The sequence below is a fragment of the Pseudomonas pseudonitroreducens genome, assembly GCF_021603645.1.
In the GTDB taxonomy this organism is placed as follows: domain Bacteria; phylum Pseudomonadota; class Gammaproteobacteria; order Pseudomonadales; family Pseudomonadaceae; genus Pseudomonas; species Pseudomonas pseudonitroreducens.
In genome coordinates this window covers 718,017-732,462 of sequence record NZ_BQHJ01000002.1, presented here as the reverse complement: position 1 = coordinate 732,462, position 14,446 = coordinate 718,017, and the positions used below count along the sequence as shown (strand labels likewise).

16 protein-coding genes are annotated in these 14,446 nt (G+C 65.8%); 3 read left to right on the top strand and 13 right to left on the bottom strand.

Features of this window, described 5'->3' with window-relative positions:
• Positions 1–3: 3 nt before the first annotated feature.
• The 3 genes from L6D89_RS07375 to L6D89_RS07365 all read right to left on the bottom strand — a co-directional run bounded on the left by L6D89_RS07375 (position 4) and on the right by L6D89_RS07365 (position 2,388).
• On the bottom strand, positions 4–771 hold the full coding sequence (locus L6D89_RS07375; RefSeq protein ID WP_236199235.1) for a hypothetical protein: 768 nt from the start codon (positions 769–771) through the stop codon (positions 4–6).
• 238 nt (positions 772–1,009) lie between these two features.
• Positions 1,010–1,507 (bottom strand): porin family protein, encoded by a 498-nt coding sequence (locus L6D89_RS07370; protein WP_236199234.1) that lies wholly within the window; start codon positions 1,505–1,507, stop codon positions 1,010–1,012.
• Between the two features lie 191 nt (positions 1,508–1,698).
• On the bottom strand, positions 1,699–2,388 hold the full coding sequence (locus L6D89_RS07365; protein WP_236174304.1) for a Crp/Fnr family transcriptional regulator: 690 nt from the start codon (positions 2,386–2,388) through the stop codon (positions 1,699–1,701).
• A gap of 74 nt (positions 2,389–2,462) precedes the next feature.
• Between L6D89_RS07365 and L6D89_RS07360 the strand changes: the two genes are divergently transcribed.
• Complete coding sequence (locus L6D89_RS07360; protein ID WP_236174305.1) at positions 2,463–2,987, top strand: Mpo1 family 2-hydroxy fatty acid dioxygenase; 525 nt, start codon at positions 2,463–2,465, stop codon at positions 2,985–2,987.
• Between the two features lie 6 nt (positions 2,988–2,993).
• On the opposite strand, the gene L6D89_RS07355 is transcribed toward L6D89_RS07360, so the two are convergent.
• Entirely contained in the window at positions 2,994–3,782 is a 789-nt protein-coding gene (locus L6D89_RS07355) for an MmyB family transcriptional regulator (RefSeq protein ID WP_236199233.1), read from the bottom strand.
• Between the two features lie 158 nt (positions 3,783–3,940).
• On the opposite strand from L6D89_RS07355, the gene L6D89_RS07350 reads away from it, so the two are divergent.
• Positions 3,941–4,342, top strand: a complete 402-nt coding sequence (locus tag L6D89_RS07350; RefSeq protein ID WP_236199232.1) for a hypothetical protein — start codon at positions 3,941–3,943, stop codon at positions 4,340–4,342.
• Positions 4,343–4,553: 211 nt separating this feature from the next.
• Here the strand turns inward: L6D89_RS07350 and L6D89_RS07345 are convergent, their stop codons facing one another.
• On the bottom strand, positions 4,554–5,144 hold the full coding sequence (locus L6D89_RS07345) for a 2-hydroxychromene-2-carboxylate isomerase (RefSeq protein WP_236174308.1): 591 nt from the start codon (positions 5,142–5,144) through the stop codon (positions 4,554–4,556).
• A gap of 170 nt (positions 5,145–5,314) precedes the next feature.
• On the bottom strand, positions 5,315–6,043 hold the full coding sequence (locus tag L6D89_RS07340; RefSeq protein WP_236174309.1) for an SDR family oxidoreductase: 729 nt from the start codon (positions 6,041–6,043) through the stop codon (positions 5,315–5,317).
• 104 nt (positions 6,044–6,147) lie between these two features.
• On the opposite strand from L6D89_RS07340, the gene L6D89_RS07335 reads away from it, so the two are divergent.
• On the top strand, positions 6,148–6,711 hold the full coding sequence (locus tag L6D89_RS07335; RefSeq protein ID WP_236199231.1) for a TetR/AcrR family transcriptional regulator: 564 nt from the start codon (positions 6,148–6,150) through the stop codon (positions 6,709–6,711).
• Between the two features lie 205 nt (positions 6,712–6,916).
• Here L6D89_RS07335 and L6D89_RS07330 read toward each other — a convergent pair whose 3' ends face one another.
• The 7 genes from L6D89_RS07330 to L6D89_RS07300 all read right to left on the bottom strand — a co-directional run bounded on the left by L6D89_RS07330 (position 6,917) and on the right by L6D89_RS07300 (position 14,421).
• Positions 6,917–7,666, bottom strand: coding sequence for a sulfite exporter TauE/SafE family protein (locus L6D89_RS07330; protein ID WP_236199230.1), 750 nt, complete (start codon positions 7,664–7,666; stop codon positions 6,917–6,919).
• A 160-nt stretch (positions 7,667–7,826) separates the two neighbouring features.
• Positions 7,827–8,816, bottom strand: a complete 990-nt coding sequence (locus L6D89_RS07325) for a sulfate/molybdate ABC transporter ATP-binding protein (RefSeq protein WP_236174312.1) — start codon at positions 8,814–8,816, stop codon at positions 7,827–7,829.
• Between the two features lie 14 nt (positions 8,817–8,830).
• Positions 8,831–9,703, bottom strand: a complete 873-nt coding sequence (gene cysW, locus L6D89_RS07320) for a sulfate ABC transporter permease subunit CysW (protein ID WP_236174313.1) — start codon at positions 9,701–9,703, stop codon at positions 8,831–8,833.
• A 10-nt stretch (positions 9,704–9,713) separates the two neighbouring features.
• Positions 9,714–10,532 (bottom strand): sulfate ABC transporter permease subunit CysT, encoded by an 819-nt coding sequence (gene cysT / locus L6D89_RS07315; protein WP_017520777.1) that lies wholly within the window; start codon positions 10,530–10,532, stop codon positions 9,714–9,716.
• 123 nt (positions 10,533–10,655) lie between these two features.
• A complete protein-coding gene (locus tag L6D89_RS07310; RefSeq protein WP_138526608.1) occupies positions 10,656–11,654 on the bottom strand; it encodes a sulfate ABC transporter substrate-binding protein in 999 nt (332 codons plus the stop codon).
• Positions 11,655–11,824: 170 nt separating this feature from the next.
• The gene (gene oscA / locus L6D89_RS07305) at positions 11,825–12,007 is read right to left on the bottom strand and encodes a sulfur starvation response protein OscA (RefSeq protein ID WP_017520779.1); all 183 of its coding nucleotides are present in this window, start codon (positions 12,005–12,007) and stop codon (positions 11,825–11,827) included.
• A gap of 140 nt (positions 12,008–12,147) precedes the next feature.
• Entirely contained in the window at positions 12,148–14,421 is a 2,274-nt protein-coding gene (locus L6D89_RS07300; RefSeq protein ID WP_236199229.1) for a putative bifunctional diguanylate cyclase/phosphodiesterase, read from the bottom strand.
• Positions 14,422–14,446 lie beyond the last annotated feature (25 nt).

Sequence of the window (14,446 nt, the reverse complement as noted above, 5' to 3'; positions counted from 1 at the left end):
GCGTTACTGCTGGCTGAGCTGCATGAGCTGCCCGGAGACGGCGCGGGCATTGCGATCGACGATGATCGGCGCCCACGGACGACCGGAGGCGCTGACGCCGCTGTTGCTCTTGCTGTTCATGTCCAGCAGCGCCTTGCTCAGGTATTCCCAGCGCGTACGCAGCTTCTTGGTGGCATCGCTATCGGGCAGTTGCTCGATGCGCTGGGTCAGCAGCGGTACCAGCACGCTCTCGTCCTGGCCGAGGTATTCCTGCGGCTGCTCGCGGGCCAGCTCCAGGCCGCTGATGTAGGCGCGCCCGAGGTACTGGGTGGCCAGATACTCGACCCGCACCGGCAGCTCCCACAGCGGGATCTGGTTGGCATCGGCGGCAGGCGGAACGAAGCGTTCGACCTGGTTGAGCAGCTCGCGCAGGGCGCGGCTCAGGTCCTGGTTGTAGCGCCAGGGCAGGTCCTCTTCCTTGGGGCCGTAGGAAACGCCGTTGCGAATCTGCGTTACGAATTCCGCATGGGCTTTCTTCAGGGCGTCGTCGGCCTTGGGGTAGCCCTTGACCGCGTTGTCCAGCGTGGCCAGGTCTTTCTCCAGCTGGGCGGCGTGGGTTTCCTGGAAGCCTTCGCCGCGTAGCAGCAGCAGGCTGTTGATCGAGCGGCAGGTGTAGACCTGCAGGGTCTGCAACTGCAGTTCCTCGCTAGGCAGGTTGGCCTGGGCGGCGAGGGCGAAGAGTCCGAAACAGCACAGCATGAACCCACGAACGACATCGAGATTCCGGAGCATGGCGGAGGCGTCCTTATTGTTATTGTGAGCCGCGCGATTCGCCGGATGTGTGTCTTTTTGGCGCCAGAAACGCAGCTATTCCTAGGCTAGCCGCGAACGCAGCCGCTGCAACCGACCGAAAGAGTGATTTGTACAGGTGATGCCCGGTGCACGAGAAGGTGCCGGCGGAAGGTCAGGAGGGGGAGGACTGCTCTGGGGAGAGCCGGACCTTCCGCCGGGCTTGAGGGGCAGGCTGGCGTCAGAAGCGCCAGTAGGCCGAGAGGGTGGTCTGGTCGAGGTCGATGTCGCCGACGTTCAGGTATTCCTGCTCCAGGCGCACGCCGAGGCCGCCGATCACGTCCACTTCGCCGCCGAAGCCATAGAGCGCGTCCACGTCGTCCGACTTGCCGGCGGCGTCGTCATCGGCGTGCCAGGCGTGTACGCCGGCGATGCCGTACAGGCGGATGCGCTGGCCAATGGGGAAGCCCAGGTGGACGTTGGCCTGCAGCGACTCGCCGTCGAAGTGCTTCCTGCCGTCGCTCATGTCGCCGAAGTCGACCACCGCGCCTTCCAGGGACAGGTAGTTGTTGAAGCGGTAGCCGGCGTACAGCTTGTAGCTGTTGTCGTGGTCGTCGAAGGAGCGGTCGTCGATCTCGAGGTGGGTCACGCCGCCACCGACGTAGAGGCCGCTGTCGTCGGCCATCGCCATGGCCGGGGCGGTCAGGGCGAGGGCGCAGAGAAGTTTCGAAAGGCGCATAGGATTCCCTTGCGGCCGGTGGGGGAGCAACGGCCGCCTTGCTGTCTTGCGGAGGGTTTGGGTGCCGCTCTGGCGCGGCTTTTTTCGCGCCAGCGCAGCGGCGGGGGCATTAGAGCGGGGCGCTGGCGTGCGCGACCATCGAAGCTCGTCGAGAGTCGCCTGGCTTTTGTTCTAGACGAAGCTGTTGGGGGTCAGGCGTGGGCAGCCTGGCGCAGACGTTCGCGGTCGAGGATCTCGATGCCGCCGTAGCTCAGGCGCACGATGCCCTGGGCTTCCAGGTCCTTGAGGATCTGGTTGGTGGTCTGCCGTGACAGCGACAGCATGGCCGCCAGTTGCTCCTGGGGCAGATGCAGTTCGCGCTTGGCGGTGGCCGACTCGCCGTAGCCCTCGGCGATCATCAGCAGGCGCCGGGCCAGGCGTGGCGCGGCCGGCAGCAGCGACAGCTCTTCCAGCACGGCGAAGGTGATGCGCAGCTTGTGGCTCATCAGCAGGGCGAAGTCACGCCAGTATTCCGGGTGCTGGGCCAGCAGCGCCTGCAGCGGCGCCAGGGGCACCTGCAGGAGCACGGTGGCGCCTTCGGCGTAGGCGTCGTGGGTGCGCGGCTGGCCGTCGAACAGGCAGATCTCGCCGAACCAGTTCGGCGCCTCCACCAGCGCCAGCAGCGCTTCCTTGCCGGTCTCGCCGACCACGCTGACGCGCATCGCCCCTTCCACCACGCAGTACAGCCCGCAGGGTGCGTCGCCACGGGCGAACAGCCGTTGCCCGGCGGGCAGGCGGCGCACCACGGCGGCGTCGCACAGGGCCTGGCGCAGACCCGCTGGAAGGGTCTGGAACCAGCGGCCTTGTGGCAGACGGGACAGGTAGGGCTTGGTGTCGGTCATGGGTAATGTCGGCTAGCTGACAGAGTGACAAGGCGCACATCGCCATCATGCCAGTACCTTGCGGGAGAACAACAATGAAAACGCTCGTCGACCACCTTGCCCAATATGCCGCCTACCACCGTGACCGGCGGAACATCGTCAGCCATTTCATCGGCATCCCGATGATCGTGCTGGCTATCGCCATCCTGCTGTCGCGCCCCGGCTTCGAGCTGGCCGGCCTGCTGGTCTCGCCTGCAACGCTGCTGGCGCTGGCCTCGGTGGTGTTCTACCTGCGCCTGGACCTGCGCTTCGGCCTGCTGATGACCGCGCTGCTGGCGCTGTCGCTGTGGATCGGCGCCGGGCTCGCGGCTGGCAGCACCGCGTCCTGGCTCGCCTGGGGTATCGGCCTGTTCGTGGTGGGCTGGATCATCCAGTTCGTTGGCCACTGGTACGAGGGGCGCAAGCCGGCGTTCGTCGATGACCTCACCGGGCTGATCGTCGGCCCGCTGTTCGTCGCCGCTGAAGCCGCCTTCCTGCTCGGTCTGCGCGATGAAGTGCGCCACGCCGTGGAAGAGCGCGCCGGCCCCACCTGCATCCGCGAGAAGAAGGCGACCGCCTGATTCCGCTCACTCGGTACCGCTGAGCTGGCGCAGGATGCGCGCGCTGTCGGGGTCGGCGGGGAAGAAGGTTTCCAGCGCCAGTTCCGACAGCGTCACGTCCACCGGCGTGCCGAACACCGTGATGGTGCCGATCAGGCTGCACACGCCCAGTTCGGTCTGCAATTGCACCGGGATCAGCACCATGTCGCCGCTGGCCGCCTCGTCATGTGGCGGCGCCGGATAGGCCGCCACCTCGTCGCGCAACGCCGCCAGAGCCGGGTCGCCGCTGGCTTCGTAGTCGCGCTGCAGGCGCTCCACCACATGCGCCTTCCATGGCCCGAGATTGAGGATGCGCGGCGCCAGGCCCTTGGGGTGCAGGCTCATGCGCAGCACGTTGATCGGCGGTTGCAGCAGCTCCGGGTCGACGCCGAGCAGGAAGATATCCACCGTGCGGTTGGACGCCAGCAGGTTCCAGTGGCGGTCCACCACCATTGCCGGGTTCGGCTCGTGGGCCTTGAGCAACTGGTCGATGGCCTGTTTCGCCACGGTCAGCGCCGGGTCGTCGAGGCCTTTCTCCGAGTACACCGGGGCGTAGCCCGCTGCGCTGAGCAGGCGGTTGCGCTCGCGCAGCGGAATGTCCAGCTGTTCTGCCAGGTGCAGGAGCATCTCGCGGCTGGGCAGGGCGCGTCCGGTTTCGACGAAGCTCAGGTGGCGCGTGGAAATTTCCGCGTCGCAGGCGAGGTCGAGCTGGCTGAGCCGGCGGCGCTGGCGCCATTGGCGGAGCAGGGCGCCGACCGGTTGGGCTGGGCTGTTCATGGCTGGGCCGTTCATGGCAGTGCGGGTCATGGCATCGAACGATAGACCTCACGCCCCGTAACGGCCATTACCTGGCAGGTAATCGACGCACCTACGTCCCGGGCAGATTCTTCAGCCACACGCCGCCAATCGGTGGCGATCCCTGAAGGAGCTTCGCCATGACTCTGCTGCAATCCTCCCCGCTGCTGCGCCTCACCCTGAAAGTCGACGCCATCGCCGGTGGCGCCATGGGCTTGCTGATGGCCCTCGCCGCGCAGCCGCTCGGCCAACTGCTTGGCCTGCCGTTCGTCCTGCTGCTGGTGGCCGGCATCGTGCTGCTGCCGCTGGCGCTGGTGCTCTACTGGATGAGCAACCAGACGCTGCTGTCGCGCACTGGCGTCTGGGCAGTGATCGCCTTGAACGCGCTGTGGGTGGTGGAGAGCGTTGCCCTGCTGGTGACCGGCTATGTGCAGCCGACCGCCCTGGGCTATGCCTTTGTCATCGGTCAGGCGCTGGTAGTCCTGCTGCTGGCGGAACTGGAGTTCTTCGGCCTGCGTCGCTCGGCGGTTCTTGCGCTGTGATGTTCGCGAGCAAGCTTTACGCCAGTTTGTAGGATGGGTGGAGCGCAGCGATATCCATGCGGTCGGTGCGCGGAATCGATGGGTATCGCTGCGCTCCACGCCATCCTACGTAGGTGGTCACTGACGCCGCTGTAGATGTTGCTCGCGAACCGCTTCCTGCCGGCGGATAACCTGTCCCAGGTTATCCGCCCTACGGTACTCGCGAACCGCTTTACGCCAGCGCTTCGCGAACGAAATCCAGACGATCCTGGCCGAAGAACATCTCGTTGCCGACGAAGAAGGTCGGGGCGCCGAACATGCCGCGCTTGATCGCCGCTTCGGTGTTGGCCTTCAGCGCGTCCTTCACTTCCTGTTCCGCCGTCAGTGCCAGCAGCGCCTGCGGATCGAAGCCCGCTTCGGCCAGCAACGGGCCGAGCACCGCCGGGTCGCCCAGGTTCAACGCGTCCACCCACATGCCCTTGAACACGCAGGCGAGCAGCGCCTCGAAACGCTCCGGCTGGCGTAGCTGGATGCCGGTGGCGGCACGCATCAGGGTCAGGGTATTGATCGGGAAGTGCGGGTTCATCTTCATCGGCACGCCGTAGCGGCGGGCAAAGCGGGTCATGTCGATCAGCGTGTAGCGACCCTTGGCCGGCACGGCGATGGGCGAGGCGTTGCCGGTGGCCTGGAACACGCCGCCCAGCAGGACCGGGCGGTAGACCAGCTCGGCGCCGGTTTCGGCGCAGATGCCCGGCAGTTGGGTATACGCCAGGTAGGACGTCGGGCTGCCGAAGTCGAAGTAGAACTCGACGGATTTGCTCATGAGTGGCTCTCTCTTTTTATGTGGGTTCGCAAATTCGGTATACGACCTTGCGAGCTAGAGCCAGGCTAGGCGGAGCTCAGCAGGGGCGCGGAGTTTACGTTCGTAACTGAGCAGCCCCTGCTGGAGTCCAGCGACGCCTGGCCGACGCGCAGCTCGTCGTCTGCCGATTGTTACCAGCGTTCGATCCAGGGGCGCAGGTCCAGCTCGAAGGTCCAGGCATCGCGCGGCTGGCTGTGCAGGTACCAGTAGCTGTCGGCGATGTGCTCGGGGTCGAGGATGCCGTCCTGGTCCTTCTGCGCGTACTTTTGCGGGAAGTTCTCGCGGATGAATTCGGTGTCGATGGCGCCGTCCACCACCACGTGGCCGACGTGCAGTCCCATCGGCCCCAGTTCGCGGGCCATGCTCTGCGCCAGGGCGCGGATGCCGTGCTTGGCCCCGGCGAAGGCGGCGAAGCCGGAGGCGCCGCGCAGGCCGGCGGTGGCGCCGGTGAACAGGATCGTGCCGCGCTGGCGCTTGACCATGCGCTTGGCCACTTCGCGGCCGGTGAGGAAGCCGGAGAAGCAGGCCATTTCCCAGATCTTGAAGTACTTGCGCGCGGTCTCCTCGAGGATGCTGCAGGGCACATTGGCGCCGATGTTGAAGACGAAGGCTTCGATGGGGCCGATGTCGCGCTCGATGGTTTCCACCAGCTCGATCACCGCTTCTTCCTGGCGGGCGTCGGAGGCGAAACCGTGGGCCTCACCGCCTTCGGCGCGAATCTGGTCCACCAGCGGCTGCAGCTTGTCCGCCGAACGCCGGGTGACGCAGGCGACGTAGCCCTCGCGGGCGAAACGGCGGGCGATGGCGCCGCCGGTGGCATCGCCGGCGCCGATGACCAGGACGACTTTCTTGTTCGACATTCTCGTTTCCTCAGGGGTGCGCGAAAGTTGGTAAACGGTCGTTAGGTAAACGAACGTTATGTTAATATCCGAGGCATCGTCAACCGCTTCCACGGAGGCGCTCCATGCGCTACTCAGCCACCCACAAGGAAGAAACCCGCCAGCGCCTGCTCGACAGCAGCGGTTCGCTCGCCAAGCAGGGCGGTTTCGCCACCACCGGCGTGGACGGGCTGATGAAGGCCGTGGGGCTGTCCGGCGGGGCGTTCTACAACCACTTCGGTTCGAAGGACGAGCTGTTCGCCGCCATCGTCGAGCGCGAGCTGAGCCAGAGCGTCGAGCGCCTCGCGGCGAAGGGCAAGGTGCTCGACCGTGCGCGCCTGGAGCGCGGGCTGAAGCGCTACCTGAACGTCACCCATGTGCAGGATGCGGCTGCCGGTTGCGCGATTCCGGCGCTGGGCGCGGAGATTGCCCGCGCCGACGAGTCAGTACGTCAAAGCGCCGAGGATGCGCTGGTGGAATTGCAGCAGGCATGGGCTGAAGTGCTGGGCTCGGCGGAAGACGCCTGGGCCCTGCTGGCGCAATGTGTCGGCGCGCTGGTGCTGGCGCGGATGGTGGCGAGCGAGCAGGCACAGAAGGCTATCGTCGAGTCGAGCCGGGATTTCCTGATCCGTCATCTGGACGAGCAGTGAATTGCCACTCTGCCCCGGGAGACGTGGCCTTGTAGGGCGCATAACCGGGCACGGGGCGGATAACGCCATGGGCGTTATGCGCCCTACAGGGTTGCGCCAGCGAGGGACAGACGTGTAGGAGCGAGCTTGCTCGCGAACAAGCTCCGCTGCCGGGGCTGGGTTCGCGAGCAAGCTCGCTCCTACAGAAAGGCAATCCGGCGCGAGATTAGATACCGCGAATTGCCAGGTCCGCGCCCAGCAGCAACAGCCCGCCGAAGAAGCAGCGACGGAACGCCAGCGGGCTGATCCGCGAGCGCAGCCAGGTGCCCAGGTACATGCCCGCCAGCGCCGGTAACAGGGCCAGCAGGGACAAGCCGAGCACGTCCGCCTGCAACAGCGAGCCGTGCTGGCTGAGGGTGATTGCCAGGGCCAGCGTCGAGACGGTGAACGACAGCCCCAGCGCCTGCACCAGATCGTCCTTCTCCAGCCCCAGGGCCTGCAGGAAAGGCACGGCCGGAATCACGAAGACGCCGGTCACGGCGGTGACGCCGCCGGTGATCACCCCGATCAGTGGCGACAGCCAGCGCTCGTGCCTTGGCGCCACGCTGAAGCGCTTGTTCGACAGCCCGAGCAACGCATAGAGGATCAGCGCCACGCCCAGCAACGGCGTGGCCGCCGGCCAGTTTTCCCCCGCCAGCAGCCAGCCCACCGCCAGGGTGCCGACGACGATGCCTACGAGCATCCCCCACAAGCGCTTGAGCAGCCCGAGGAAGCGCGGGCCGGCGGCGAGCTGCCAGATGTTGGTGACGGTGGATGGCACGACGAGGATCGCAGCGGCCTGCATCGGCGGCATCACCAGCCCGAGCAGCCCGACGGCGACGGTGGGCAGGCCGAGCCCCACCACACCTTTCACCAGGCCGGCGAGGAGGAAGGTGAGAACGATCAGTTCGAGGTGTTGCGGGAGGGCGTCGAACATGGCCGGGCCTTGTTGAAAGCAAGGTCGGCAGGATACGAGGGTTTGAAAGCCATGGGGAAGCGCGGGAGGCTCTTGTAGGAGCGAGCTTGCTCGCGAACCCGACCCCGTAGCGGAGTTATTCGCGAGCTTGCTCGCTCCTACAGAAAAGCGCTTTGCCGGATCAGATGTTGGCCACCGGCTGATAGGCCTTCGGCTTGAAGTACAGCGTCTCGCCGCGCGCCAGGCCGGTGAGGCTGTCGTGGTCCTTGACCACTTCGGCCTCGATCAGCTCGTCCTGGCCATCGACCTTGAGGGTCACCCGGGTGATCGCGCCCAGCGGGCGGATGTCGCGGACTTCGGCGGCGCGGTGCTCGGCCACTTCCGAGCGCGACAGCGAGATCTCGTGCGGACGGAACAGCACATGCTCGTCACCACCCAGGTGCAGGCGGTTGGAGTCGCCGAGGAAGTGGTAGACGAAGTCGCTGGCCGGGTTCTCGTAGACCTCGCCCGGCGAGCCTATTTGCTCGATCACGCCCTTGTTCATCACCACGATGCGGTCGGCGACTTCCATTGCCTCTTCCTGGTCGTGGGTGACGAACACGGAGGTCAGGTTGATCTCCTCGTGCAGACGCGCCAGCCAGCGGCGCAGTTCTTTACGCACCTTGGCGTCGAGGGCGCCGAAGGGTTCGTCGAGCAGCAGGATCTTCGGTTCTACCGCCAGCGCTCGGGCCAGGGCGATACGCTGGCGCTGGCCGCCGGAGAGCTGCTCCGGGTAGCGGTCGGACAGCCAGTCCAGCTGCACCATGTTGAGCAGTTCGTGGACCTTCTCGGCGATGCGCGCTTCGCTCGGGCGCTCCTTCTTCGGCTTCATGCGCAGGCCGAAGGCGACGTTGTCGAACACCGTCATGTGGCGGAACAGCGCGTAGTGCTGGAACACGAAGCCGACGTTGCGATCGCGCACGTCATGCTGTGAGACGTCCTCGCCGTGGAACACGATGTTGCCGACGTCCGGGGTTTCCAGGCCGGCGATGATGCGCAGCAGGGTGGTCTTGCCGCAGCCGGACGGGCCGAGCAGGGCGACCAGCTCGCCGCTGTGGATATCCAGGTTGATGTCGTTCAGCGCCTTGAAGGCGTTGAAGTTCTTGCTGACGTTACGGATCTCGATGCTCATGGCTGGGCTCTCACTTATTCATCGTCAGCTTTGACTTTGGTGCGGGACAGGCGCGACTCGCTCCACTGCTTGAGCAGCAGGATGACGAGGGCCATCAACAGCAACAGGGTGGCAACGCTGAAAGCGGCGACGTGGTTGTACTCGTTGTAGAGGATTTCGACGTGCAGCGGCAGGGTGTTGGTGACGCCGCGGATGTGCCCGGAGACCACCGACACGGCGCCGAACTCGCCCATGGCCCGCGCGGTGCAGAGCACCACGCCGTAGATCAGGCCCCATTTGATGTTCGGCAGGGTCACGTGCCAGAACATCTGCCAGCCGTTGGCGCCGAGCAGGCGCGCGGCTTCCTCTTCCTGCGTGCCCTGTTCCTGCATCAGCGGGATCAGTTCGCGGGCGACGAAGGGGAAGGTAACGAAGAGGGTGGCGAGGACGATGCCGGGCACGGCGAAGACGATCTGGATGTCGTGGTCCGACAGCCACTCGCCGAAGTAGCCCTGGGCGCCGAACAGCAGCACGTAGATCAGGCCGGCGATCACCGGGGAGACCGAGAACGGCAGGTCGATCAGGGTGACCAGGATGCTCTTGCCGGGAAACTCGAACTTGGTCACGCACCAGGCAGCGGAGACGCCGAACACCAGGTTCAGCGGTACCGAGATGCCCACGGCGATCAGCGTCAGCTTCAGCGCGGCCAGCGCGTCAGGTTCCAGGATGGCTTCGAAGAAGGTGCCGAAACCCTGCTTCAGCGCCTCGCTCAGCACCACGAACAGCGGCAGCAGCAGGAACAGCGCGAAGGCCAGCCAGGCCAGCGCGATCAGGGCGCGACGGCCCCAGACATTACCCCGGCGAGCAGCGTTGGCAGCGGCCGCGGCGGAAAGGCTTGCGGTACTCATGGCGCGCTCCTCAAGGCGTTTCGATGCGGCGTTGCAGCAGGTTGATCAGCAGCAGCAGGACGAAGGCGACGACCAGCATCAGCACGCCGATGGCGGTGGCGCCGGTGTAGTCGTACTGGTCCAGCTTGACCATGATCAGCAACGGCAGGATCTCGGTCTTCATCGGCATGTTTCCGGCGATGAAGATCACCGAGCCGTACTCGCCGACACCGCGGGCGAAGGCCAGGGCGAAACCGGTCAACCAGGCGGGCAGCAGCGCCGGCAGCAGCACGTGGCGGAACACCTGCAGCGGCTTGGCGCCCAGGCAGGCGGCGGCTTCTTCGACTTCACGCGGAATATCGGCCAGCACCGGCTGCACCGTGCGCACCACGAAGGGCAGGACCACGAAGGTCAGCGCCAGGGTGATACCCAGCGGGGTATAGGCGATCTTCAGGCCGATCTCGGTGGCGAAGCGCCCGACCAGGCCATTGGGCGCATACAGCGCGGTGAGCGCGATGCCGGCCACGGCGGTGGGGAGGGCGAAGGGCAGGTCGATCATGGCGTCGATGATCTTGCGCCCGGGGAAGCGGTAGCGCACCAGCACCCAGGCCAGCAGGGTGCCGATCACGCCGTTGATCAACGCGGCGATCAGCGCGGTGCCGAAGCTCAGCTTGAGCGCGGCGATGACTCGCGGCGCGGTGATGATGGTCCAGAACTGATCCCAGGAGAGCTGGGTCGTCTTGAGGAACATGGCCCCCAGCGGAATCAGCACCAACAGGCTGAGATACACCAGGGTGTAGCCCAGAGTCAGCCCGAAGCCGGGTATGACCGGGGAGATGCGTCGCGACATTTGCTGTCCTTTCTCGTGAACGCGTTGAGCCCCCGCCATGGGGCGGGGGTTTTCCTTCCGCGCGGGCTGTGCACCGGCCTGCGCGGATCGGGCCGCCCGGCGCAGTGCCGGGCGGGTGGTGCATTACTGCGCCTGGTAGATCTTGTCGAAGATGCCGCCGTCGTTGAAGAACTTGGGCTGCGCGACCTTCCAGCCGCCGAAGTCCTTGTCGATGGTCACCAGGTTCAGTTTCGGGAACTGATTGGCGAACTCGGCTGCGACCTTCTCGTTACGCGGGCGGTAGAAGTTCTGCGCGGCAATGCGCTGGCCTTCTTCGCTGTACAGGTACTTCAGGTATTCCTCGGCGACCTTGCGGGTGCCTTTCTTGTCGACGGTCTTGTCGACCACGGCCACCGGCGGCTCGGCCAGGATGGACACGGACGGAACGACGATCTCGAAGTTCTCGCCGCCCTGTTCCTTCTTGGCCAGGAAGGCTTCGTTTTCCCAGGCCAGCAGCACGTCGCCAATGTTGTTGTTGACGAAGGTGATGGTCGAACCGCGGGCGCCAGTGTCCAGAACCGGCACGTGCTTGTACAGGTTCTGCACGTATTCCTGGGCTTTCTCGTCGCTGCCATATTCCTTCTTCGCCCAGGCCCAGGCGGCCAGGAAGTTCCAGCGGGCGCCGCCGGAGGTCTTCGGGTTCGGGGTGATGACCTCGACGCCCTGCTTGGTCAGGTCGGCCCAGTCCTTGATGCCCTTGGGGTTGCCCTTGCGGACCAGGAACACGATGGTCGAGGTGTAGGGAGTGCTGTTGTCGGGCAGGCGCGCTTGCCAGTCGGCGGGCAGCAGCTTGCCCAGCTTGTTCAGTTCGTCGATGTCGCCGGCCAGGGCCAGGGTCACCACATCGGCCTTCAGGCCATCGATCACGGCGCGGGCCTGTTTGCCCGAGCCACCGTGGGATTGCTGCACGGTCAGGTCGTCACCGCCCTGGGCCTTCCAGTGCTTGATGAAGGCGGCGTTGTAGGCCTGGTACAGCTCGCGGGTCGGGTCGTAGGAAACGTTCAGCAGTTGGGTCGCGGCGGAGACGGGGCCGGCGATCAGGGCGCTGGCCAGTGCGGCCAGGGCGAAACGGCGGATGGACATGTGCAGCTCCTGAAATAAATGCAGTTCTATTTGTGTTTGTTGGGCAGGGTCTTTCGGGGGGCGATGTCAGCCACGCATTCGTGGCTGGCAGCTGCAGTACCGGTGGGGCAGGGCGGTCATGGCGACGCTCCGGTGGTCCAGTCGTGTTCGCGAGTCAGGGGCCCAGGCGCTCAGGCAGGTTTGCCCGGGCTCTGCTGCAGGCGGAATTTTTCCTTGCGTTCGATCTGCACGACCTGGCCGTTGTGCACGGTGATCTCGACAGCGCCGAAACGCAGGCCACGCAGGGCGCTCTGCACTTCGCGCAGGATGTTGGCTTCGTCCTGGCCGTCCAGGCTACGGAGGGTTGCGCTCATGGGTATCTGCTCCTAATGGGTTGACCACCGGCCGATTCACCAACGGCGCGTGCGGTGTGAGCGCATCTTAGGCAGGAGCTGGATATTCTTAAAAATACTGTTTAAGAATTTTTATATATCAGAAAGTTTTTAGCGTGGATTCATGCGGTGCTGCGTGGCAATTGTGCCAGCAGGTTCTCGGCCGGCTGGGGCGATCCGTACCAGTAGCCCTGGCCGAAGTTGCAGGCGTGGGTGAGCAGGAAGGCGGCCTGGTCGGGGCGCTCGATGCCTTCGGCGACCACCTGCAGGCCCATGCTCTGGCCCAGGGCGATCACTGCGCAGGCGATGACGGCATCCTCGGATTCGTCCGGCAGGCCGGCGACGAAACCCTGGTCGATCTTCAGCTTGTGCACCGGCATGCGCTTGAGGCGCATCAGCGAGGAGTAGCCGGTGCCGAAGTCGTCGATGGCCAAGTGCACGCCCAGCAGGCGCAGCTGGCAGAGCAGCTCCAGGGCCTGGTCGAAGTTGTCCATCACCGCGCTTTCGGTGATTTCCAGTTCCAGGTGATGCGGTTCCAGGCCGCTCTGCTCCAGGGCCAGGGCCACACGCTCCTCCAGCCCGCCGCGACCGAACAACCGGCTGGAGACGTTGACCGCGATGAACTCCAGGCCGATTCCCGCATCCAGCCACTGGCGCATCTGCCGGCAGGCCCGCTCCAGCACCCAGGCATCGATGGCGGTGATCAGGCCGCTTTCCTCGGCCACCGGAATGAACTCGCCCGGCGCGATCAGGCCGCGTTGCGGGTGCTGCCAGCGCACCAGCGACTCGACGCCGACCATGCGCCCGCTGGCCAGGTCATGTACCGGCTGGAAGTACAGGCGCAGTTCGTCGTGGTCCAGCGCGTGGCGCAGCGCCGACTCCACCTGTACGTGGGAGCGCGCGCGGGCGGTCAGCTCGGGGGTATAGAAGGCGTAGAGATTGCGCCCGCTGGCCTTGGCCTGGAACAGCGCGGCGTCGGCGTGCTGCATCAGATGGTCGACGTTGCGCGCGTCTTCGGGAAACAGGCTGACCCCCAGGCTCACCGACATGTAGATGACCTGATCGTTGACCTCGAAGGGCGCACTCATCGCTTCCAGCAGGCGCTGGGCGAGGCTGCTGGCGTGGTGTGGCTGCTGGCTTTCGAGGACCACGGCGAATTCGTCGCCGCCCAGGCGCGCCAGGCAGCAGCGCTCGTCCAGACAGTTTTCCAGGCGCTCGGCCACCGCACGGATCAGCAGGTCGCCGATGGTGTGGCCGAGGCTGTCGTTGATGTGCTTGAAGTGGTCCAGATCGATGCTCAGCAGCGCGCCGCCGCCCTGTTCGCGCTCGGCGCGGGCCAGCGCCTGCTCGATGCGCTCGCGCAGCAGCAGGCGGTTGGGCAGGCCGGTCAGCGGATCATGGTGGGCGAGGAAATCCAGTTCGTGCTGCGAGCGCTTGAGGCTGCTGAGGTCGGAGAACACTGCGACGTAGTGGGTCAGCTCGCCCTCTTCATTGCGCACGGCGCGGATGTGCTGCCACTGCGGGTACACCTCGCCGCTCTTGCGGCGGTTCCAGATTTCGCCGCTCCACACGCCATTCTCATGCAGCGCGGTCCACATGCACTGGTAGAAGGCGGCGTCCTGGCGGCCGGACTTGAGCAGCGACGGCTGGACGCCGAGCACGTCCTCGGCGCTGTAGCCGGTGATGCGCGAGAAGGACGGGTTGGTGTGCACGATCACGCCGCGCGCATCGGTCACCAGCAGGCCTTCCTGGGTTGCCTCGAATACCGCGGCGGCCTGGCGCAGGTGGTCTTCGTTGCTGCGCTGGTGGGTGATGTCGCGGTTGACCCCGGTCAGGCGCAGCGGGCGGCCGTCCTCGGCGCGGGTCAGCCGGCCGCTGCTGCGCACCCAGCGATAGCTGCCGTCGCCGTGGCGGATGCGATAGACGCACTCCAGGCGGGTGCGCAGGCCCTGGATGCAGTCCTGGTGGAGGGCCAGGGTGCGCGCGCGGTCGTCCGGGTGCAGGCGGTTTTCCCAGAGCAGCAGGTCATCGCTCAGGTGTTCCAGCGGCAGGCCGATCAGGTTGGCGTAACCGGGCGAGTAATAGACGCGCTGGGTTTCCAGGTCCCAGTCCCAGATGCCGTCCTCGACCACCGCGAAGGCGCGGCTCAGGCGCTGCTCGCTGTCGCTCAGCGCGGCGAACGCGGCGTGCTGCTGGCGCAGGTGCCGGCAGAGCAGGAAGAACAGCAACAGGAAGGTGATGGCGAGAAACAGGTACTTCTTCAGCACCAGCGCCTGCATCAGCGAAGCGGGATCGGGCAGGAGATTTTGTAACCATTGGTCACCCAGCCACACCCAGAGGGTGGCGGCGATCAGGTATACAAGACTGATGCGCAGGGCGCTGAGGCTTGGATTCATGCGGTAGTGGGTTGGAATTATTGGC